Source organism: Mycobacterium sp. E2479, from assembly GCF_001667925.1.
Lineage (GTDB): Bacteria > Actinomycetota > Actinomycetes > Mycobacteriales > Mycobacteriaceae > Mycobacterium.
The window spans coordinates 1-20,279 of the sequence record NZ_LZJR01000135.1 but is presented as its reverse complement, the minus strand read 5'-3'; the positions used below and the strand labels follow the sequence as shown (position 1 = coordinate 20,279).

Annotated in this window: 21 protein-coding genes; 9 read left to right on the top strand and 12 right to left on the bottom strand. The window is 66.3% G+C overall.

The window, feature by feature from the left end:
* The first annotated feature begins 33 nt into the window (after nt 1-33).
* Together A5686_RS20335 and A5686_RS20330 are read left to right on the top strand one after the other, a co-directional pair.
* Complete coding sequence (locus A5686_RS20335; RefSeq protein WP_067938019.1) at nt 34-1,518, top strand: acetyl-CoA acetyltransferase; 1,485 nt, start codon at nt 34-36, stop codon at nt 1,516-1,518.
* Nucleotides 1,519-1,630: 112 nt separating this feature from the next.
* Nucleotides 1,631-3,757 carry an NAD-dependent epimerase/dehydratase family protein gene (locus A5686_RS20330; RefSeq protein WP_067938016.1) on the top strand — a complete coding sequence of 709 codons (2,127 nt, stop codon included), beginning with the start codon at nt 1,631-1,633 and terminating at the stop codon, nt 3,755-3,757.
* Here the strand turns inward: A5686_RS20330 and A5686_RS20325 are convergent.
* The 8 genes from A5686_RS20325 to A5686_RS20295 all read right to left on the bottom strand — a co-directional run bounded on the left by A5686_RS20325 (nt 3,750) and on the right by A5686_RS20295 (nt 11,625).
* Nucleotides 3,750-4,988: an NAD(P)/FAD-dependent oxidoreductase gene (locus A5686_RS20325; protein ID WP_067938015.1), complete on the bottom strand. Its 1,239-nt coding sequence runs from the start codon at nt 4,986-4,988 to the stop codon at nt 3,750-3,752. The genes A5686_RS20330 and A5686_RS20325 overlap by 8 nt on opposite strands.
* 46 nt (nt 4,989-5,034) lie before the next feature.
* Nucleotides 5,035-5,760 (bottom strand): DUF72 domain-containing protein, encoded by a 726-nt coding sequence (locus A5686_RS20320; protein WP_067938012.1) that lies wholly within the window; start codon nt 5,758-5,760, stop codon nt 5,035-5,037.
* Nucleotides 5,761-5,767: 7 nt separating this feature from the next.
* On the bottom strand, nt 5,768-6,394 hold the full coding sequence (locus tag A5686_RS20315; RefSeq protein WP_067938010.1) for an endonuclease: 627 nt from the start codon (nt 6,392-6,394) through the stop codon (nt 5,768-5,770).
* Nucleotides 6,395-6,435: 41 nt separating this feature from the next.
* Nucleotides 6,436-6,768 (bottom strand): TfoX/Sxy family protein, encoded by a 333-nt coding sequence (locus A5686_RS20310; RefSeq protein WP_067938008.1) that lies wholly within the window; start codon nt 6,766-6,768, stop codon nt 6,436-6,438.
* Nucleotides 6,769-6,774: 6 nt separating this feature from the next.
* Nucleotides 6,775-7,164 (bottom strand): nitroreductase family deazaflavin-dependent oxidoreductase, encoded by a 390-nt coding sequence (locus tag A5686_RS20305; protein WP_067938006.1) that lies wholly within the window; start codon nt 7,162-7,164, stop codon nt 6,775-6,777.
* 64 nt (nt 7,165-7,228) lie between these two features.
* Nucleotides 7,229-7,660 carry a hypothetical protein gene (locus A5686_RS26880; RefSeq protein ID WP_231986436.1) on the bottom strand — a complete coding sequence of 144 codons (432 nt, stop codon included), beginning with the start codon at nt 7,658-7,660 and terminating at the stop codon, nt 7,229-7,231.
* 219 nt (nt 7,661-7,879) lie between these two features.
* Entirely contained in the window at nt 7,880-10,213 is a 2,334-nt protein-coding gene (gene lon, locus A5686_RS20300; RefSeq protein ID WP_197520652.1) for an endopeptidase La, read from the bottom strand.
* 167 nt (nt 10,214-10,380) lie between these two features.
* Nucleotides 10,381-11,625: an alpha-hydroxy acid oxidase gene (locus A5686_RS20295; RefSeq protein WP_067938003.1), complete on the bottom strand. Its 1,245-nt coding sequence runs from the start codon at nt 11,623-11,625 to the stop codon at nt 10,381-10,383.
* Between the two features lie 18 nt (nt 11,626-11,643).
* On the opposite strand from A5686_RS20295, the gene A5686_RS20290 reads away from it, so the two are divergent.
* Nucleotides 11,644-12,081 carry a DUF1810 domain-containing protein gene (locus A5686_RS20290; RefSeq protein WP_067938001.1) on the top strand — a complete coding sequence of 146 codons (438 nt, stop codon included), beginning with the start codon at nt 11,644-11,646 and terminating at the stop codon, nt 12,079-12,081.
* A 156-nt stretch (nt 12,082-12,237) separates the two neighbouring features.
* Here the strand turns inward: A5686_RS20290 and A5686_RS20285 are convergent, their stop codons facing one another.
* The 3 genes from A5686_RS20285 to A5686_RS20275 are packed head-to-tail and all read right to left on the bottom strand — an operon-like array spanning nt 12,238 to nt 14,740.
* Nucleotides 12,238-13,566, bottom strand: a complete 1,329-nt coding sequence (locus A5686_RS20285) for an alpha-amylase family protein (RefSeq protein ID WP_067937999.1) — start codon at nt 13,564-13,566, stop codon at nt 12,238-12,240.
* A gap of 10 nt (nt 13,567-13,576) precedes the next feature.
* Nucleotides 13,577-14,113, bottom strand: a complete 537-nt coding sequence (locus tag A5686_RS20280) for an alkyl hydroperoxide reductase (protein WP_067937997.1) — start codon at nt 14,111-14,113, stop codon at nt 13,577-13,579.
* A 39-nt stretch (nt 14,114-14,152) separates the two neighbouring features.
* On the bottom strand, nt 14,153-14,740 hold the full coding sequence (locus tag A5686_RS20275) for a peroxiredoxin (RefSeq protein ID WP_067937995.1): 588 nt from the start codon (nt 14,738-14,740) through the stop codon (nt 14,153-14,155).
* Between the two features lie 101 nt (nt 14,741-14,841).
* Between A5686_RS20275 and A5686_RS20270 the strand changes: the two genes are divergently transcribed.
* From A5686_RS20270 to A5686_RS20255, 4 genes are read left to right on the top strand one after another with little or no spacing between them, the layout of a single operon-like run.
* Nucleotides 14,842-15,777 carry a hydrogen peroxide-inducible genes activator gene (locus A5686_RS20270; RefSeq protein WP_067937993.1) on the top strand — a complete coding sequence of 312 codons (936 nt, stop codon included), beginning with the start codon at nt 14,842-14,844 and terminating at the stop codon, nt 15,775-15,777.
* Between the two features lie 26 nt (nt 15,778-15,803).
* Nucleotides 15,804-16,505: an EthD domain-containing protein gene (locus A5686_RS20265; protein WP_067937991.1), complete on the top strand. Its 702-nt coding sequence runs from the start codon at nt 15,804-15,806 to the stop codon at nt 16,503-16,505.
* Nucleotides 16,506-16,514: 9 nt separating this feature from the next.
* Nucleotides 16,515-16,958, top strand: coding sequence for a PPOX class F420-dependent oxidoreductase (locus A5686_RS20260; RefSeq protein WP_067937989.1), 444 nt, complete (start codon nt 16,515-16,517; stop codon nt 16,956-16,958).
* A gap of 18 nt (nt 16,959-16,976) precedes the next feature.
* Nucleotides 16,977-17,726 (top strand): enoyl-CoA hydratase/isomerase family protein, encoded by a 750-nt coding sequence (locus A5686_RS20255; protein WP_067937987.1) that lies wholly within the window; start codon nt 16,977-16,979, stop codon nt 17,724-17,726.
* On the opposite strand, the gene A5686_RS20250 is transcribed toward A5686_RS20255, so the two are convergent.
* Nucleotides 17,723-17,908, bottom strand: coding sequence for a bacterioferritin-associated ferredoxin (locus A5686_RS20250; protein WP_067937986.1), 186 nt, complete (start codon nt 17,906-17,908; stop codon nt 17,723-17,725). The two genes, A5686_RS20255 and A5686_RS20250, sit on opposite strands and share 4 nt — an antisense overlap.
* 315 nt (nt 17,909-18,223) lie before the next feature.
* Between A5686_RS20250 and bfr the strand changes: the two genes are divergently transcribed.
* Both bfr and A5686_RS20240 read left to right on the top strand, forming a co-directional pair.
* Nucleotides 18,224-18,703: a bacterioferritin gene (gene bfr, locus A5686_RS20245; RefSeq protein WP_067937984.1), complete on the top strand. Its 480-nt coding sequence runs from the start codon at nt 18,224-18,226 to the stop codon at nt 18,701-18,703.
* A gap of 86 nt (nt 18,704-18,789) precedes the next feature.
* Nucleotides 18,790-20,279, top strand: a 1,490-nt coding sequence (locus A5686_RS20240) for an MDR family MFS transporter (RefSeq protein ID WP_067937982.1), incomplete at its 3' end; no start/stop codon positions are given.

Sequence of the window (20,279 nt, the reverse complement as noted above, 5' to 3'; positions counted from 1 at the left end):
GGCCAGATTCATAGCCACGCTAAATTCGTTCCCATGAGTGTCGACCCCAGGACCCCGGTGTTGATCGGCTACGGCCAGGTCAACCATCGCGACGAGATCGACCCGCAAACCCGCTCGGTCGAGCCGATGGACCTGATGGTTGGCGCTGCACGGCAAGCTGCCGATGCCGCTGTGATCGAAGCCGTGGATTCCATCCGCATCGTCAACATCCTGTCGGCTCAGTACCGCGACCCGGGCTTGTTGCTCGGTCAGCGGATCGGCGCCTCCGACTTCACCACGCTCTACAGCCCCGTGGGCGGCAACGTGCCGCAGTCGCTGGTCAACGAGGCCTGCCTGGACATCCAGCGGGCCCGCGCCAACGTGGTGCTGCTGGCCGGCGCCGAAACCTGGCGGACCAGGCGGGGCCTGCGGGCCAAGGGCGGCAAGCTGGTCTGGACCGAACAGGACCACTCGGTCCCGATGGCCAAGGTCAGCGGTGACGACGTCCCGATGGCCGGCGACGCCGAAATCAGGATCTCTCTCGATCGGCCTGCCTACGTCTACCCGATGTTCGAGGAGGCGCTTCGGATCGCGAACGGCGAGTCGATCGACGATCACCTCAGGCGCATCGCGGCGCTGTGGGCACGGTTCAACGCCGTGGCGGTGGCCAACCCGAACGCCTGGATCCGCAAACCGTCGGGAGCCGACGAGATCAGTCAGGTGAGCCCACAGAACCGGATGATCAGTTGGCCCTACACCAAGCTGATGAACTCCAACAACATGGTCGACCAGGGTGCGGCGCTGGTCCTGACCTCGGTCGGGGAGGCGACGCGGCTGAAGATCCCCGCCGAGCGGTGGGTGTTCCCGCACGCTGGCACCGACGCCCACGACACGCCGTCCATCGCCGAGCGCCATGAATTGCACCGCTCGCCGGCGATCCGCATCGCCGGCCAGCGCGTGCTGGAACTCGCCAGTTTGGGAATCGACGACATCGACTACGTCGACCTGTACTCCTGCTTCCCCTCCGCGGTACAGGTGGCGGCGTCCGAGCTCGGCCTGAGCCTCGACGATCCCGCCCGCCCGCTGACGGTCACCGGTGGGCTGACGTTCGCGGGCGGGCCGTGGAGCAACTACGTGATGCATTCGATCGCCACCATGGCGGAGTTGCTGGTGGCCAATCCGGGTCGACGCGGCCTGATCACCGCAAACGGCGGGTACCTGACGAAACACAGCTTCGGGGTCTACAGCACCGAGCCGCCTGCCGAATTCCGTTGGGACGACGCGCAAGTGGCTGTCGACCGGGAGCCCACGACCGACGCGGTCGTGGAGTGGGAAGGTGTCGGCACCGTCGAAGCCTGGACGACGCCATTCGACCGCGGCGGCGAGCCCGAGAAGGCTTTTTTGGCCGTGCGTACCCCCGGCGGATCGCGGGCGCTGGCCGTGATCACCGATCGCGCCACGGCGCAGGCGTCGGTGCGCGAAGATATCGGTGGCGCCAAGGTTGCCGTCGCCGCGGACGGCAGCGCGGCGCTGCGATAGCCGGGCCGGACACATCACGCAAGGTCGCCGAACCGTTACCGGACCGACGGTCGCGTAGCCCATGCCCGCGTGCCTATTGTTGAGGACTGAGGGTTGGGGGAGGTGAGCCCAGGTGCACATCCTGGTTACCGACGCCACCGGCGCACTCGGGCGGCTGGTCGCCGGGCAGCTGATCGCTGCCGGCCACACCGTTACCGGCATTGCTGAGCTTCCCCATCCGTGCCTGGACCGCAACGTCGACTTTGTTTGCGCGTCGCTGAGCGACCGGGTCCTGAGTGAGCTGACCGACGAAGCCGATGCGGTGATCCACCTGGCGCCCATCGACCCCTCCGCCCCCGGCAGCGCGGACATGGACGGCCTCGCGCGGGTGACCGACGCGGCCGCCCGCGCCGGTTCCCGGCTGCTGTTCGTGTCCCAGGCCGCGGGCCGGGCCGACCTGTACCGGCCGGCCGAAGACCTGGTGGTCTCGAGCTGGGGCCCAACCGTGGTCGTCCGGATCGCACCACCGGTCGGTCGCCAGCTCGACTGGATGGTGTGCCGTACCGTCGCCACCCTGGTTCACGCCAAAGCCTCGGCTCAGCCCGTCCGTGTGCTGCACCTCGACGATCTGATGCGCTTTGTGGTTCTGGCGTTGAACACCGACCGCACCGGCGTGGTTGACCTCGCCAGCCCGGACACCGTCAATCTCATCACCGCGTGGCGCATGTTGCGGGCGACCGACCCGCGGTCCCGGCTGCATCGGGTGCGCAGCTGGCCGCAATTGATCCCGGAACTGAATGTGTCGGCGGCACAAGAGGATTGGTCATTCGATTTCGGCTGGCAGGCAGTCGACGCGGTCGCCGACACCGCACGCGGACTCGTCGGCCGCCGACTCGACACCGCGGGCGCGATCAACCACGGCGGACGGCTCGCGCTCCCGGTGGAGGTGCTGCCGCACCATCGACGGCCGGCTGTCGACACGCACAGCGCGGCACCGGAAGGCATCGAGGGCGAATTCGACGACCAGATCGATCCTCGGTTTCCCATCTTCAGCGGCTCCGCCCTCAATGAGGCGCTTCCCGGACCGCTGACGCCGATAACGCTGGACGTGCAATTGAGTGGGCTGCGCGCCGCGAGCCGGGTGTTGGGTCACGTGCTCGCGTTGGGGGGTGCGGTCGACGAGGAATGGGGCACCAGGGCCATTGCGGTGTTCGGTCACCGCGCCTATGTCGGGGTGTCGGTCAACCTGGTCGCCGCGTCTCAGCTGCCCGGTTGGGACCAGGAGGCCGTCGCCCGCGACGCTCTGGTCGGCCGGCCCCATGTCGGGGATCCGCTGCCGTTCGGCGAGCCGGCCCTGGCGGGCGGAGCTCTCGGCTCGGTCGCCAAGGCGGTTGCCGCGGGACGGTCGTTGGCTGCGCTGCGCCATCTGCGGGCCGACACCCGCGCATACGGCGCCGCCGCCACCGCGGAGCACCTCGACGCCGGCCAACTGGCGATGCTGCCGGAGGCGGCGCTGGAAGTTCGGCTGCGGCTGCTGCGCGACCGCATTCATCAGGGCTGGATCCTGAACGCGCTGTGGTTGATCGATGCCGGCGTCAGCGCCGCAACGCCGGTGCTTAGCCAGGCCCGGCGCGGTGTGCCCGGGATGGGCATGATCGCCGACAGCGATCTCGTCGCCACCGAGATCGCCGAGTTGGCGGCCGCGCTGCGTGCCGACCCGCCGTTGTGTGCGCTGGCGAAGGAGGGCAACCTCGCGAGCATTCGCGCGTTGTCGCCGACGACCGCGGCCGCCGTCGATGCCGCCGTCGCGCGCATCGGGCACCGCGGACCGGGGGAGGCCGAACTGGCCAGCACCACATTTGCCGACGACCCGACAATGTTGCTGATCGCCGCGGCTGCCGCCGCCGCACAGCCCGCGCCGCTGCTGTCGCATGACGCTCGGTTGGCCGCCAACGCCCGCGGCTCGCGGGAACTGGCCCACGACACCACGATGCGCTTCACACATGAGCTCCGGATGACGTTGCGCGCCTTGGGTTCCCTGCGGGTCGAGGCGGATCTGATCGATGAAGTCGACGATATGTACTACTTGACCTGCAACGAGCTGGTCACGCTGCCCGGCGATGCGCGGCTGCGGATCAAACGCCGACGCACCGAGCGCGAACGCTTACAGGTGCAATACCCACCCGACGTCATCGACGGGACGTGGACCCCCGTGCAGCGCAGCGCTGACGATTCCGACGCCGTGCAAACTGTCAGCTGACGCTGGGCAGGTCGGCCAGCGATGACTGCGTATCGCACAACTTGTCGACGTCGACCGGGGTCTGCGCCCGGATCAGGGCTTTGACGTCGTCCAGCACATCCCAGACATTGACGTTCATCCCGGCTAGCACCCGGTCGTCACGATCGAGCCAGAACGCGACGAATTCGCGCCCGTCGACGTCGCCTCGAAACACCACCCGCTCGAAGCTGGGCGCGTGCCCGACGTATTCCATGCCGAGGTCGTATTGGTCGGTAAAGAAATACGGCAGCTCCGCGTATTCGCCTGGCGTACCCAGCATCCCGGCCACCGCGACTGCGGGCTGCTTGAGCGCGTTGGCCCAGTGCTCGGTGCGGATCCGGGTGCCGAAAAGCGGGTGCTCGGCCGCGGCGATGTCACCAACGGCATAGATGTCGGGGTCGCTGGTGCGCAACGACGCGTCGACCAGTACCCCGCCGTCACCCATGGACAACCCGGCCTGCTCGGCGAGTTCGGTGTTCGGCTTGGCGCCAACGGCCACCAGCACGGCGTCGGCCGCGATGGTCGCCCCGCCGCGGATGCGCAAACCGCTCGCCGCGCCGTCCGTATGGGTGATCTCCTCGACCTGGGTCTCGAGCCGCAGATCCACACCGTGCTGGCGATGCAGAGTGGCGAACACGTCGCCTACGGTTTCGCCTAGTGCGGCCAGCAGTGGTTGCCTGGCCGCCTCGACCACGGTGACGTCGACGCCACGCTGGCGGGCACCGGCGGCCACTTCCAGCCCGATCCACCCGGCCCCCACAACGGCCAGCGACGCCCCTTCGGCCAGAACGGAATTCAACGCCACCGCATCTTCGTAGCTGCGCAGGTAGTGGACGCCGCCGGCGTCCGAACCCGGTATCGGTGGATGTCGCGAGGCGGATCCGGTGGCCAGTAGCAGCTTGTCGTAGCGCACGGTAGCGCCGTCGGCAAGACCCACGGTGTGGCCGGCGGCGTCCAGGGCCGTCACCCGGGCGCTGAGCCGCAGATCGACGTCGTTGTCCCGATACCAGTCGGAGTTGTGCACGGTAAAGTCAGTCAACGACTTCTTGCCGGCCAGGTACTCCTTTGACAGCGGGGGCCGCTCGTAAGGCAGATGCTCCTCGTCGGCGAACACCGTGATATGACCATCGAAGTTGTTGTCGCGCAATGCTTCTACGGCTTTAGCAGCCGCGAGTCCGCCGCCGACGATGACGAAGCTGGTCGAGCCGGCCATGATCGGTGCTCCCTTCTTCGAAGGATTCCAGCCTACTCGTGCGCGCTCAGCTCACCAGCTCGCGCAAGGCCAGGGCATTGCGGACCGCGTGGCCACCTAGGTCGTTGTTGAAATACATCCACACATCCCTGCCGTCACTGTCCCACTCGGCGATTCGGCCGGCCCAACGCCGCAAGTCGCTGTCGGAATACGAGCCGGCATAGTTGGCTTCCGGATCCGGGCCGTGCATCCGGATGTACACCAGATCGGTGGTCGCCCGGGGGATGCACTCGAGCCCGAGGCCGCTCATCACCACATAGGCCGCGCGTCGGTGTTCCAGTAACTCGAACACGGCAGGGTCGTTCCACGTCGGGTGACGCAGTTCGACGGCGACGCGGATCGACTCGGGCATGAGGGACAGGAACGAATCCAGGCGCGCGTCGTCGCGCTGCTGCTGAGGGTGCAATTGCACGAGCAGCACCCCGTGCCGATCACCCAGCAGACGCCAACAGCGTTCGAACCGTTCGATCCACGGCTCGGGTGAGGCCAGCCTGCGGTAGTGCGTCAAGCCGCGATGGGCCTTGACCGACATGGTAAAGCCCTTCGGCAGCTGTTGGCGCCAGCCGGTGAAGGTTGAGTCCTGGGGCCAGCGGTAGAAGCTTCCGTTCAGCTCGACGGTATCGAACACCTCGACGTACCGGGCGAGCCGACGTCCCGACGGCGTCCCGGTGGGATACAGCACGTCAACCCAGTGGTTGTACGACCACCCCGAGGTACCGATGCGTATGGTCACGGGCCGCTCAGCCGGTCACCCGCTGACGCACATCGTCGTCCATCGACACCCTGACCAGCGCGGCCGCAAGGCGGGCATTGGCTTGCGGCGCAAGCGATCCCAGCTTCTTCGGCTCCCCGGGCAAGCCAAGTTGCTTGGCGGTGTCGGTGGTGCGGTCGTCGAAGTAGGGCCGCACCCACGTCCACACGTCCTGAACTTCCCGCAGGTAGATATCGGCACCGGTGTCACCGATTCCCTTGAATTGTTTGAGCATTCGTTTGGCCGCCGCCGGGTCGCGGTGGCTGCGATCTGCCAGCCGGCGCAGATCACCGGAATACTGATTACAAACACGGTCGGCCATCTCGGCGAGGCGGGTCGCCGAGCTTTCGTCGTAGCGAACGTAGTGCGCGCGCCCGAACGCCTCGATCATGGTCTGCCGGTCGGCCTCCTGCACGGCTTTGGCTGTCCGCAGGCCGGTCCTGAACAGTTCACGTGCGGCGGCCATGGCGATGCCCGCGTCGATCGGCTTGCTGGCCAGCATGCACAGAACCAGGAGCTGAAACAGCGGCATCGGCTTGTCGCTCATGGTGATCCGCGCCTGGGCCGCGTACGTGGTACCGGCAACATCGAGCAGCCGTCGCACCCGCTTGTCCATAGGCACCCGCGTACCCGCGCTTTGGGCGAGCAAACCGGACGCTACTTGGGCGGCAGGCTGCGCGCGTAGCCGACTCCGCGGTTCACCCAACTGTGCAGCTGGCGTTTGGTCCGCACCCCGGCGGCCTCGACGCGCAGCCAGCCCCGGGTCTCGCGGCCGGCCATCACCATCGGGCTGACATGGGCACGCTCGATGAGCTTATCGGTGTCCTCCCGCCGCACCCGCACCAACAGTCCGCCCTGGCCGCTGACGGCGACCGACATATTGCCGTAGATCAAGAACGCCAGACCGCCGAACATGCGTTTCTCGTCGACGCCGGGCTCGGAGCCGAGGAGTTCACGGATGCGATTGGCCAGATCCTCGTCGTAGGCCATGCGGCATCAGTCCAGATCGACGCGGATGGTCAGCAGGTCGCTGCCCATTAGGCGTACCGCCGCGCTGTTCAATCGCGGCAGCTCGCCGAGCCGCTGTACCGCGTCGTCGTCGGGCAGCAGGTGCGCCGTGCCGTTACGCCACTGCCCGCCAACCCGCACCCGGACCGCGGGATTCGCCTTGATGTTGCGGACGTAGTCCGAGTGCTCGCCATGTTCGGAAACCATCCAGAACTGGTTATTCACGACGCGCCCGCCCACCACGGTACGACGCGGCTGCCCGCTCTTGCGCCCCGTGGTTTCCAGCATCGTCATGGGTAACCTGCGGCCCACCGGATTGACCAGCAGCCGCTGAACGCGATGGACGACTTGCCGTTTCAGATTCCTGAAGTCACTCATAGCTTGGATTCTGCCGCAAACGAGAACAGCCGCCGCAGGGCGGCGGCTGTCTCACTATGCGGTTTTAGGTCGCGTAGGCCACGAACTGACCACCAGGCAGGAACACACCCCACTGGTGTGCGTCCGGGTTGAATACCACCGGGTAGTCGCCCGGCTGACCCGGCGGCGTCCAGCGCGGGGGGTACCCGTAGCCAATCGGGTCATTGAAGTGGCCCGGCGGCGGGAATCCGCGCTGCCCCGGCGGAAGCGGGGTGCCCGGGCCGTTGCAGTTGACGCCCGGACCACCGTTACAAATCGGCTGCCCAGGGATCCATTGCCCCTGACCCGGTCCATCCCGATCAGGAACGTTCGGGCCTGGCACGTTTGGCCCCGGAACGTTCGGGCCTGGGTTCGGGCCATTGGGGTCGGCCTGTGCAAACCCCACGCCGACTCCCAACGCGCCCGACGTCAACGCGCCCGCAATAGCGGCGCTAGCAGCTATTCTGTTCAACCTCACGATGAACTCCTTGTCCGGCCGCTCACTGCCCGTTCAGCGGCTTCACGGCCTGATTTGTTGTTCGTCACCAAACGTCCTTTGACGTCGGGTGGAGGTCAAACCCCCCTCGGCTGGCTTTGCCTCTGCGCTTGTGACTACCCCCGGTCCGGGGAAGCCAAAACCTCTTGGCAGTCCCCGGGGGCCACTAGGAAGGCCTATTCGACAGGCATTTAACAGTAGCTAGGCGGCCACCGTGGCGGCGTCGGCCGCCGGCTCCAGCGCCTGGGCCACGATCTCGGCGACGTCGGCCATGGGCCGCACGTCCAGCACATCGAGCACCTCGCCTGGCACGTCGTCCAGATCCGGCTCGTTGCGCGCCGGGATGAATACCGTTGACAGTCCAGCGCGTTGGGCTGCCAGCAGCTTCTGCTTCACGCCGCCGATCGGCAGCACCCGCCCGTTCAGCGTGACCTCGCCAGTCATGCCGACGTCGGAACGGACCTGCCTTCCGGTCGCCATCGACACCAGCGCGGTCACCATGGTGACCCCCGCCGATGGGCCGTCCTTGGGCACCGCGCCCGCGGGCACGTGCACGTGGATGCGCCGGTCCAGCGCTTTAGGGTCGACACCCAAGTCGGTGGCGTGCGAGCGCACGTAGGAGAGCGCGATCTGCGCGGACTCCTTCATGACGTCACCCAGTTGACCCGTCAGCTGCAGACCCGGCTCACCGTCGGTGGCCCCGGCCTCGATGTAGAGCACGTCACCACCGAGGCCCGTAACGGCCAGCCCGGTGGCCACGCCCGGCACCGCGGTGCGCTCGGCCGACTCCGGCATGAACCGCGGGCGGCCCAGGAAGTCAACCAGATCGGGCTCATCGATGGTCAGCGACGCCGGATCCCCGTTCGCTTCCGAGGCCAGCCTTGTGGTCGCCTTGCGCAACGCCTTGGCCAGCAGCCGTTCGAACTGGCGCACCCCAGGCTCGCGGGTGTAGTCGGCTGCGATCTTGCGCAACGCCGCGTCGGTCACCGCGACCTCATCCTCGGTCAGAGCCGCCCGCTCTCGCTGCCGGGGCAGCAGGTAGTCCCGGGCGATGGCAACCTTGTCGTCCTCCGTGTAACCGTCGATCTGCACCAACTCCATGCGGTCGAGCAGCGCCGACGGAATGTTTTCAATCACGTTGGCGGTGGCCAGGAAAACCACGTCCGACAGATCCAGGTCCAGATCCAAATAGTGGTCGCGGAAGGTGTGGTTCTGCGCGGGGTCGAGCACCTCGAGCAGCGCCGCACTCGGGTCGCCGCGATAGTCGGAACCCACCTTGTCGATTTCGTCCAGCAGCACAACGGGATTCATCGATCCCGCCTCACCGATCGCGCGCACGATCCGGCCCGGCAATGCGCCCACGTAGGTGCGACGGTGCCCACGGATCTCGGCCTCGTCGCGCACGCCGCCCAGGGCGACGCGCACGAACTTGCGACCCAACGCCCGGGCCACGCTTTCACCCAGCGACGTCTTGCCCACGCCGGGAGGACCGGCCAGCACCATCACCGCGCCCGAACCGCGTCCACCGACGACCTGCAGCCCGCGCTGGGCGCGGCGGGCCCGCACGGCCAGGTACTCGACGATGCGGTCCTTGACGTCGTCCAAGCCGTGGTGGTCGGCATCCAGGATCTCGCGCGCGGCCTTCAGATCCGTCGAGTCCTCACTCTTGACGTTCCAGGGCAGGTCGAGCACGGTGTCCAGCCAGGTGCGAATCCAGCCGCTTTCCGGGCTTTGGTCGCTGGAGCGCTCCAGCTTGCCGACCTCGCGCAGCGCGGCCTCGCGCACCTTCTCGGGCAGCTCGGCCGCCTCGACGCGGGCTCGGTAGTCATCCGACCCGTCGGGTTCGCCTTCGCCCAGTTCCTTGCGGATGGCGGCGAGCTGTTGGCGGAGCAGAAACTCTTTCTGCGTCTTTTCCATGCCCTCGCGCACGTCCTCGGCGATCTTGTCGCTGACCTCGACTTCGGCGAGATGCTTGCTGGTCCAATCGATCAGCACGCGCAACCGGTCGGCGACATCGACGGTCTCCAGCAACTGCCGCTTCTGAGCGTTCGTCAGGTAGGAGGCGTACCCGGAGGTGTCCGCCAGCGCCGAGGGATCGGTCAGTCGGTTGACGTAATCGATGATCTCCCAGGCTTCTCGGCGTTGCAGCATGGCCAACAGCAGCTTCTTGTACTCCGCCGTCAGCGCCTTGATTTCCTCCGTCGTCTCGATCTCGGGGACCTCGGTCACCTCGACCCACAGCGCCGCACCGGGTCCGGACGCTCCCGCCCCTATTTGGGCCCTGCGCTCACCGCGCACCACCGCGGCGGTGCCACCGCCGGCGATGCGTCCGACCTGCAAAATCTTCGCGATCACTCCGTGCGACGGATACCGGTCCTCGAGCCGGGGGGCGATCAGCAGCTGCCCCGAGTCGCTCGCCTGAGCGGCGTCGATCGCCGCGCGGGCGGCGTCGTCCAGCGCGATCGGCACCACCATTCCGGGCAAGACGATGGTGTCGGTGACAAACAGCACCGGCACCGACTTGGCTTCAGCCATCAAATCCTCCAAAAGTTGAGTCTGATGCGCTTAACCCAGCTCGGCGCCGGTTTGTTCCCGATGCAATCGCGGCGAACGCATCGAGACTGCCGCCATGGTCATTGTTGGCGCGCAAATCACAGCCCTAGCGGCAATCTCGGCGCCGGCGAGGCGGCCGTCACAGAGCGTTACGCTGGCGGCGAAACAGGACCAAGCCGCGTGAGCTGGGTGACGTGCTGGGGTGACAGCTCTGCTAAACAGGTGACCCCGAGCAGCGCCATGGTCCGCAGAACGCCGCTGGCAAGGATCTCGATCGCGCGGCTCACGCCCGCCTCGCCGCCGGCCATCAGGCCGTAGAGGTAGGCGCGCCCGACCAGCGTGCAGCGGGCCCCCAGCGCGATGGCGGCGACGATGTCGGCGCCCGACATGATGCCGGTGTCCACCAGTATCTCGGTGTGTTTCCCGAGCTCGCGCGCGACAACGGGCAGCAGGTGAAAAGGGACGGGGGCCCGGTCCAGTTGGCGCCCACCATGATTGGACAACACGAGGCCGTCCACGCCACGGTCGACGACGGCGCGCGCATCCTCGAGTGTCTGGATCCCCTTCACGACGAGCTTGCCGGGCCATTGCGCCTTGATCCATTGCAGGTCTTCAAAGGTGAGGCTCGGGTCGAACATCGTGCTCAGGTATTCGGCGACGGTGCCCGGCCAACGATCCAGTGAGGCGAAGGCCAGCGGCTCGGTGGTCAACAGATCGAACCACCACTTCGGGTGCGGCACCGCGTCGAGCACGGTGCGCAGTGTCAGCGTGGGCGGGATCGTCATGCCGTTACGGTTATCCCGCAGCCGGGCACCGGAGACGGGGACGTCGACTGTCGCCAGCAGCGTGTCGAATCCCGCGGCGGCGGCGCGCTGCACCAGCGCCATCGAGCGCTCGCGATCGCGCCACATGTAGAGCTGGAACCACTTTCGGCCCTGAGGGACGGCGGTGACCAGATCCTCGATCGCGCAGGTGCCCAGCGTGGACAGCGAGAACGGGATCCCCGCGCGGGCCGCCGCTTGCGCGCCGGCGATCTCGCCCTCGGTGTGCATCAATCGGGTGAAACCGGTGGGCGCGATCGCGAACGGCGACACCACCGGCAGGCCCAGCACGTCCCAGCCCGTGGTGACATTGCTGACGTCGCGCAGTATTGTCGGGTGGAATTCGATGTCGCGGAACGCTTGTCGCGCACGTTCGATGGACAGCTCGTTTTCGGCGGCGCCGTCGGTGTAGTCGAACGCCGCCTTGGGAGTGCGGCGTTTGGCGATGGCTCGCAGATCCTCGATGGTGTAGGCGGCGTCGAGGCGGCGCCTGGTCGCGTTGAACCGGGGCCGCTTGAATTGCATCAGCGGCGCCAGATCCCGCAGTTTGGGCACTCGTCGTCGAACCGCCATATGTGCAACCGTAGTCATATGGAATCGACAGGCGACCCTTTCGATCTCGAGCGTTTTGTCGAAGCGCAGGATCCGGTTTACGGCGATGTCATAGACGAGCTACGTGCCGGGCGAAAGCGCAAACACTGGATGTGGTTCGTCTTTCCGCAGCTGCGCGGGTTGGGCGGCAGCGCGATGGCCGCCCGTTTCGGCATCGGCTCGCTCGACGAGGCCCGCGCATACCTGCGCCATGAGTTGCTGGGGCCACGGTTGCATGAGTGCTCGCGGCTGGTCACCTCGGTGCAGGGGCGATCGATAGGGCAGATTTTCGGCTCGCCGGACGACCTCAAATTGCGCTCCTCCATGACGCTGTTCACCCAGGCCACCGAGGACAACCAGGACTTCATCGCGGTGCTCGACAAGTACTACGACGGCCATCAAGACCGGCTGACGTTGGAACGGCTGACGAATTCCTGATGGGGCCGACCCGCTTCGCCCGGCTACACCGCGCTCGCGATCGTCCCTAACCTGATGGGGCCGACCCGCTTCGCCCGGCTACACCGCGCTCGCGATCGTCCCTAGGCTGATGGGGCCGACCCGCTTCGCCCGGCTACACCGCGCTCGCGATCGTCCCTAGGCCGGGCTCAAGATCCGCCAGCCTTGTGCCTCGACCGTGACAATGTCGACGACCTCCTGCGGCGGGGCCGCCGAACCGCCGACCACCTGCGCGCGCGCCGTGCCCAGCTCTGGTAGTGCGATGCGCAGTGGCTCGTCGTCGATGTTGAGCACCACCAGCAGCGCATCGTCGCCGTTGCGCGTCTCGTACACGTAGTGCCGGTTTTTGAGCAGCCGTGCGGTGGTCGATGCCGCGTGCAGCCAGGGGTAGCGACGCCGCAGCCTGACCAAATACTGATGCAACCGCCAAATTTCGACGCCTCGATCATCCAGTTGCATTGGGGGAGAGCCGAACTCGGGTCGTACCGCGTCGTCTCCGCCGAAGCGTTCTTCCTTCAATCCCTGAAAGCCGAGTTCGTCACCGGCGTACACGCTGGGCACCCCGCCGATGGTCAGCAACAGCACCAGCGCGTGGGGCACGTGTGCGGCGGTCTCCAGCTGGCTGGCGATGCGGGTGACGTCGTGGTTGCCGATGAACGTCAGTGGCGAGAAGGTGGTCAAAAAGTCGTTGTGCCGCTGCAGCGCCCAGTCGAGTTCGAAGAAGTTGCCGTCATTAAGGCTGCTCCAGATCGCTTTCCACAGCTCGTATTGCGTGGCGGAGTCGAAGCCGGCGGCCCGTACGTCCGCGGCGTAGTCGCCATGGATGAGTTCGCCGACGAACCAGGCATCCGGGTAGCGCTCGCGGACCCTCTTCAGGGTTGAGGACCAAAAGTGTTTTGGCACAGCGTAAGCAGCATCGAGACGCCAGCCGTCGGCGCCGCGACCCAACCAGTGTGCGATCACGTCGACCGTGTAGTCGGCGACTTCGGGGTTGTCGTGGTTGAGGGTGATCAGCCCGGAGTGGCCTTCGAAGGTGTGGAAACGACCGGGGCGTCCGCGAAACCAGCGTGCGGCTCGCTCGTCATCGGCCGCCTCGCGGTAGCGTGCGAAGTCCTCCCCGACATGATTGAACACGCCGTCGAGGAGTACTCGCAGTCCGCGGCGATGTGCCTCGGCGACCAGGTGGTCGAAGTCGGCGTCGTCACCGAGCCGGGGATCGATGCGGTAGTGGTCGGTGGTGTCGTAACCGTGTGTGCGCGAGGCGAAGATGGGTCCTAGCGCAATGCCCGACGCCCCGAGTTCGATGGCATGGTCCAGCCAGTCGACGAGCCGCCGCAACCGATGTTCCTCCGGCTGCGGCGGCTCGCTTGACTGCGGTGTGGGGAATGCTCCCACGAACCCCAAGGGATAAACCTGCCACCAGATCGCGTGCTCGACCCAGGCGGGTTGGGTCACGGGACTGGTCACGACGGCGCGATCAGCCGACGGTTGCCAGCGTCTGGGCGGCGATGATCGCTTGTGCCACGCCGGAAATGATCGCCGCGGCCTTCAACGCCTCCTGGATGGTTTCGCGGCTGACCCCGGCCTCGCGCAGGGTGTGCTCGTGAGCGGTCACGCAATCTGGGCATCCGTTGATCGACGACACCGCGAAGGACCACAGCTCGAAGTTCGCCTTCTCCACACCGGGGTTGGCGATGATGTTCATTCGCAACCCCGCGCGCAGATCGTCGTACTTGCCGTCCAGGAAGCCCCGGCCACGGTAGAACACGTTGTTCATGCCCATGATCGACGCGGCTCCCAGCGCCGCGTTGTACGCCTCGGCGGACAGGATGCCGGCCGCCTCGGCCCCAATCTCCGTGAGCACCTGCATGTTCCGGGTCGCCGCGGCGCTGGCCAGCAGCGTGCCCCACAACTGCTCCTCGTTGAGCTCGGTCGTGCGGGTGATCGAGCCAAGGTTGAGCTTGAGATCCTTGGCGTACTCGGGCAGCGCTTCTTTGAGGTTTTCTACGCTCATCTCGCCTCCTAATCCCGACCCTATGCGATCAGTAAAGAATCAGGCCGACTGCTTGAGCAGCTCGGTGGCGTCCAGGGTCGGGTCACCCTTGCGCCAGTTGCACGCGCACAGCTCGTCGGACTGCAGCGCATCCAGGACACGCAGCACTTCTTCGACGTTGCGGCCCACGGAACCCGCGGTGACCGAAACAAACTGGATCTCGTTGTTCGGGTCGACGATGAAGGTCGCCCGGTCGGCTACTCCGTCGGCGTTGAGCACACCGGCGCCCAGGCTCAGCTCCCGCTTGATGTCCGAGAGCATCGGGAAGGGCAGCTTCTTCAGGTCGTCGTGCTGTGCACGCCAGTTGAAGTGCACGAACTCACTGTCGATCGAAACGCCGAGCACCTGCGCGTCGCGGTCTTCGAACTCGTCGTTGAGCTTGCCGAAGGCGGCAATCTCGGTTGGACACACGAAGGTGAAGTCCTTCGGCCAGAAGAACACCACGCGCCACTTGCCGGCGTGGTCCTCGCTGGTGACGGTGGTGAAGTAGTCCCCAGGCTGCTTGGCGTCGACCTTGGACAGATCGCCCGCGATCAATGCAGTCAGCTCGTAGGCGGGGAACTGGTCGCCGATGGTCAGCAGAGGCATGTCGCTCCTTGTCTGGATTTAATCAAGATTAGCTTTCCTTTCCCATGTTGCCGCGTACGCTAGTTGAAGTAAAGGTGATATTTCCCACTAGGTTTATAGGTATGGCCGATAAGAGTTATCAACCCACGATCGCCGGCCTGCGCGCATTCGTCGCGGTAGCCGAGAAGCGGCAATTCAGCAGTGCAGCAACAGCTCTCAGCGTAAGTCAGTCGACGTTGTCGCAAGCGCTGGCGGCTCTGGAAGCCGGGCTGGGCACCCGGCTGATTGAGCGCTCTACCCGGCGTGTCTTCTTGACGACACAAGGCATGCAACTGCTCCCGCGCGCCCAGGCCGTCGTCGAGGCGGCGGACGCTTTCAGCGCCGCTGCCGCGGGGTCGTCGGACCCACTCCGGGCCGGCATGCGGCTGGGCCTGATACCCACGGTGGCGCCCTATGTGCTGCCGACGGTGCTGGCCGGCGTCGCCGAGCAACTGCCGGAGCTGACGCTGCGGGTGACCGAAGACCAGACCGAACGGCTGTTGGCGGTGTTGCGGGAGGGCGCGTTGGACGCGGCCCTGATCGCCCTGCCCGCCGAGGGCGCCGGCATCAGCGCGATCCCGATCTATGACGAGGATTTCGTGCTCGCCCTGCCCCCGGGCCACCCGCTGGCGGGCAAGCGCAGGGTGCCGGCCGCCGCCCTGGCCGACCTGCCGCTGCTATTGCTGGATGAGGGCCACTGCCTACGCGATCAAGCACTCGACGTCTGCCATAAGGCCGGGGTACGAGCCGAGCTGGCCAACACCAGGGCGGCGTCGCTGGCGACCGCGGTCCAATGTGTGACTGGCGGCCTGGGCGTGACGCTCATTCCACAGAGCGCGGTGCCCGTCGAGGCGTCCCGAAGCCGCCTGGGCCTCGCGCAGTTCGCCGCGCCCCGCCCTGGCCGGCGGATCGGTTTGGTCTTCCGCTCGTCGAGCGGGCGCGACGAGTCCTACCGCCGGCTGGCCGGGCTCATCGGCCGATTGATCAGCAACGAGCATCAGGTACGCCTGGTGAAGTAGGCCCGCAGCGACTGTAAGTTCGGCGTATGGAGAAGGTCATCGCAGTGCTGATGCGCGCCGAACCGGATGACGCGTGGTGTGCCCGGCAACGAGGTCACGTCGCCGACGCGCTGCTGCAACTGGGCTTCGCCGGGCTGCAGGTGAACGTTCGTGACAGCGCCGTGCGTCACTCGCTGATGACACTGACAACGTTGAACCCACCCGTGGCCGCGGTGGTGAGCATGTGGACCCAACAGTGCTACGGCGACCAAACGGCGGCGGCGCTCAAATTCCTCGCCCAGGAATGCGAACAGCTGGCCGCCTATCTGGTGACCGAATCGGTCCCACTGAGCGCCCCGGCTGTCGAGTCCGGTGCTCGCACACCGGGTTTGGCCAACATCGCGTTGCTGCGCCGTCCCGACGGCATGGATCAGGCGGACTGGCTGGATCGCTGGCAACGTGACCACACGTCGGTCGCCATCGAAACGCAGTCGACGTTCGGTTACACCCAGAATTGGGTGGTGCGGACGCTTACGCCGAATGCGCCGGGAATCGCCGGCATCGTCGAGGAGTTGTTCCCGCAGGAGGCCATCACCGACCTCAAGGCATTCTTCGGAGCCTCTGATGACGACGACCTGCAGGATCGGTTGGGCCGAATGGTCGCCAGCACAACGGCATTCGGTGCCAACGAGAACATCGACACCGTGCCGACGAGCCGCTACGTATTCGAAACACCGTTCCGGGATTGAGGGCCGCTCATGACAACACTCGACGACGCAGTCGCATTGGCCAGAGGAGAAAGCGGCCTGGCGGTGATATCCACCGTCCGGGGCGACGGGACGGTGCAGGCTTCGCTGGTCAACGTGGGCTTGCTGGCGCACCCTTCGACTGGCGAACAAGCCCTGGCCTTCACCACCTACGGCAGGGTCAAGCTGGCCAACCTGCGCGCTCGTCCGCAGCTGGCGGTGACCTTCCGCAACGGATGGCAGTGGGCGACCGTCGAGGGCCGCGCCGAACTGGTCGGTCCCGACGATGCCCAGCCCTGGCTGGCGGACGCAGATCAATTGCGGTTGCTGCTCCGCGAGGTGTTCACCGCCGCGGGCGGCACGCACGACAACTGGGACGAGTACGACCGGGTGATGGCTTCCGAGCGGCGCGCCGTGGTGCTGATCGCCCCAACCCGGGTCTACAGCAACGGCTAGCCTCGTTAGGCTGCTGGCGTGACGCTGCAGATCGACGACGAGAAACGGGTGCGCACTCTCACCCTGAACCGGCCGGAGGCGCTCAACGCGTTCAACGAAGCCCTCTATGACGCCGCGGCCGAGGCGCTGCTGGCCGCCGCCGAGGATCCCGATGTCGCCGTCGTGCTGCTGACCGGCGCGGGTCGGGGCTTCAGCGCCGGCACCGACCTGTCCGAGATGCAGGCTCGTATCACCGACCCGCGCTTCACACCGGGTAAGCACGGCTTCATCGGACTGATCGACGCGCTGCGTGCGTTTCCCAAGCCGCTGATCTGCGCGGTGAACGGCGTGGGCGTCGGGATCGGCGCCACCATCCTCGGGTACGCCGATCTGGCGTTCATGTCCTCGACCGCCCGCCTGAAGTGCCCGTTCACCAGCCTGGGCGTGGCGCCCGAAGCGGCTTCGTCGTATCTATTGCCGCAGTTGGTCGGCCGCCAGAACGCGGCGTGGCTGTTGATGTCGTCGGAATGGGTCGATGCCGACGAGGCTTTGCGAATGGGCCTCGTCTGGCGCGTCTGCGAACCCGACGAGCTAATGGCGCAGGCCCGTCAGCACGCCGAAGTTCTTGCCTCGCGGCCGATTTCGAGCCTGATGGCCGTCAAGCACACGATGATGGAACCCGTTCGCCCGGAGATCGTGGCGGCTACCGCCCGCGAAAACGCGCACTTCGCCGAACTGATGGGTGCGCAAGCCAACGCGGCCGCGCTGGCCGATTTCAACAAGCGCTAAACCGACTGAGCCGTTCGCAACTTGGCCGAGTCGGCGAGGATGGCACGCAAGGTGCGTCGGCAGCGGCCGCAGTCACCGCCGGCCCCGCATGCAGCGGCGATCTCCTTGGAGGTCGACGCGCCCTGCGCCACGACGTCGCACACGGTCTGGTTGGTTACCCCAACACAGAGGCACACGTACATCAGCGCACCTCCCGCACGTCCGCGTCCCTTCGTCGTTCGGTCAAACGTCTGCGGTTCGTCGCCGACTGTGAGTCATGGCGATCAGGCCGAAACGCATGCCGCTTATTAGTGGAGTCTAACCTAAGTTCGTTAGCGCAGTCTAACCTAACCAAGGGCCGACTTACTCGGCTCCGCACGTCACTGAGTGCAGCCAAACCTTGCTAGAACATTCCATCCGGGCGTGGCAAAGTGCTGCTAGCGCCCAGGTTTTGTGCGCTCCAGCCCAGCGCACCGGCGCGGCCACACACGACAGCCGCTCACACCATAGGAGTGACAATGCAAGGGGATCCGGAAGTTTTGCGTCTGCTCAACGAGCAACTGACCAGCGAGCTCACCGCGATCAACCAATACTTCCTGCACTCCAAGATGCAGGACAACTGGGGTTTCACCGAGTTAGCTGAGCACACCCGGGCCGAGTCATTCGACGAGATGCGACACGCGGAGACGATCACCGACCGCATCCTGTTGCTCGACGGGTTGCCGAATTACCAGCGCCTGTTCTCACTGCGCATCGGCCAGACGCTGCGCGAGCAGTTCGAGGCCGACCTGGCGATCGAATACGAGGTGATGGAGCGGCTCAAGCCGGCCATCATCCTGTGCCGGGAAAAGCAGGATTCCACCACAGCGACCCTTTTCGAGGACATCGTGGCCGACGAGGAAAAGCACATCGACTACCTCGAGACCCAGCTCGAGTTGATGGACAAGCTGGGCGTGGAGCTGTACTCGGCGCAGTGCGTGTCACGGCCACCCAGCTGACCCTAGGACGCCACCCTGCGGCGGTTTTGGTTGCCACCGGTTGACCGTGGGCACTCATTACCATCGAACGCCGTGGGAAGGCAGGCATGACGAGGGCGACTTCAGCAGCGGCTCCGGCCGGTCCCGCTTCGGATTCACAAGCCGGCGATGTCGCGGTCGACTCGCAGCGACGCAATTTCATCTTCGTAGCGGTCCTGCTCGGCATGTTGATGGCCGCACTGGACCAGACGATCGTGGCGACCGCGTTGCCGACCATCGTCGCCAATCTCGGTGGCGCAGGCCATCAATCGTGGGTAGTCACCAGCTACCTCCTCGCGTCGACCATCATCACCGCGCTCGTCGGCAAGTTCGGTGACCTGTTCGGCCGCAAGCGGGTCTTCCAGGCGGCCGTCGTGTTCTTCGTCGCCGGCTCCGTGCTGTGCGGGCTCTCGAGTTCGATGGGCATGCTGGTCGCGTCGCGCGCACTGCAAGGTCTCGGCGGCGGCGGGCTCATGGTGACCGCCATGGCCCTGATCGGCGAGGTGATCCCGCTGCGGGACCGCGGCCGCTACCAAGGGGCGATGGGAGCGGTGTTCGGCGTCACCACCGTCATCGGTCCCTTGCTCGGTGGCTACTTCACCGACCACTTCACCTGGCGGTGGGCGTTCTGGATCAACGTGCCTATCTCGGTCGTGGTCTTCTTTGTGGCCGCCGCCGCCATCCCGGCCCTGACCGGCCGCACCAGACCCGTCATCGACTACACCGGGATCCTGTTCGTCGGCCTGGGCGCCGCCGGCCTGACACTCGCCACCAGTTGGGGCGGGACCACCTATCCGTGGGGATCGCCCATGATCATCGGCCTGTTCATCGGCTCGGTGATCGCGTTGTGCATTTTCGCCTGGGTGGAGAGCCGTGCCGCCGCGCCAATCCTGCCCGTCCGGCTGTTCCGGAGTTCGGTGTTCACCGTCTGCTGTGTGCTGTCTTTCGTGGTCGGGTTCGCAATGCTGGGCGCCCTGACGTTCCTGCCGACCTACATGCAGTTCGTCGACGGTGTCTCGGCGACCACGTCGGGCTTGCGCACCTTGCCGATGGTGATCGGGATGCTGACCACCTCAATGGGCAGCGGTGTCATCGTCGGCCGCACGGGCAGATACAAGGTGTTCCCCGTCGCCGGCACCGCCGTCATGGCGGGAGCGTTCTTTCTGATGTCGCGGATGGACCCGTCGACATCCACTTTCGTCCAATCGTTGTTCCTCGTCATTCTTGGCGCCGGGATCGGGATGTGCATGCAGACCCTGGTCCTGATTGTGCAGAACACCTCGAGCTTCGACGACCTCGGCGTCGCAACCTCCGGGGTCACCTTTTTCCGCACGATCGGCAGCTCGTTCGGAGCCGCCATATTCGGTTCGCTGTTCACAAACTTCCTGCACAGCCGGATCGGGCCGGCGATGGCGGCCAGTCGCGCCCCGGCCGCGGCCGCCGCGTCACCGGACGCGTTGCACCGCCTGCCCCGCCAGATGGCCGGCCCGATCGTCGGCGCCTACGCCGAGTCGCTCACGCACGTGTTCGGATGGGCGGTTCCGGTCGCGCTGGTTGG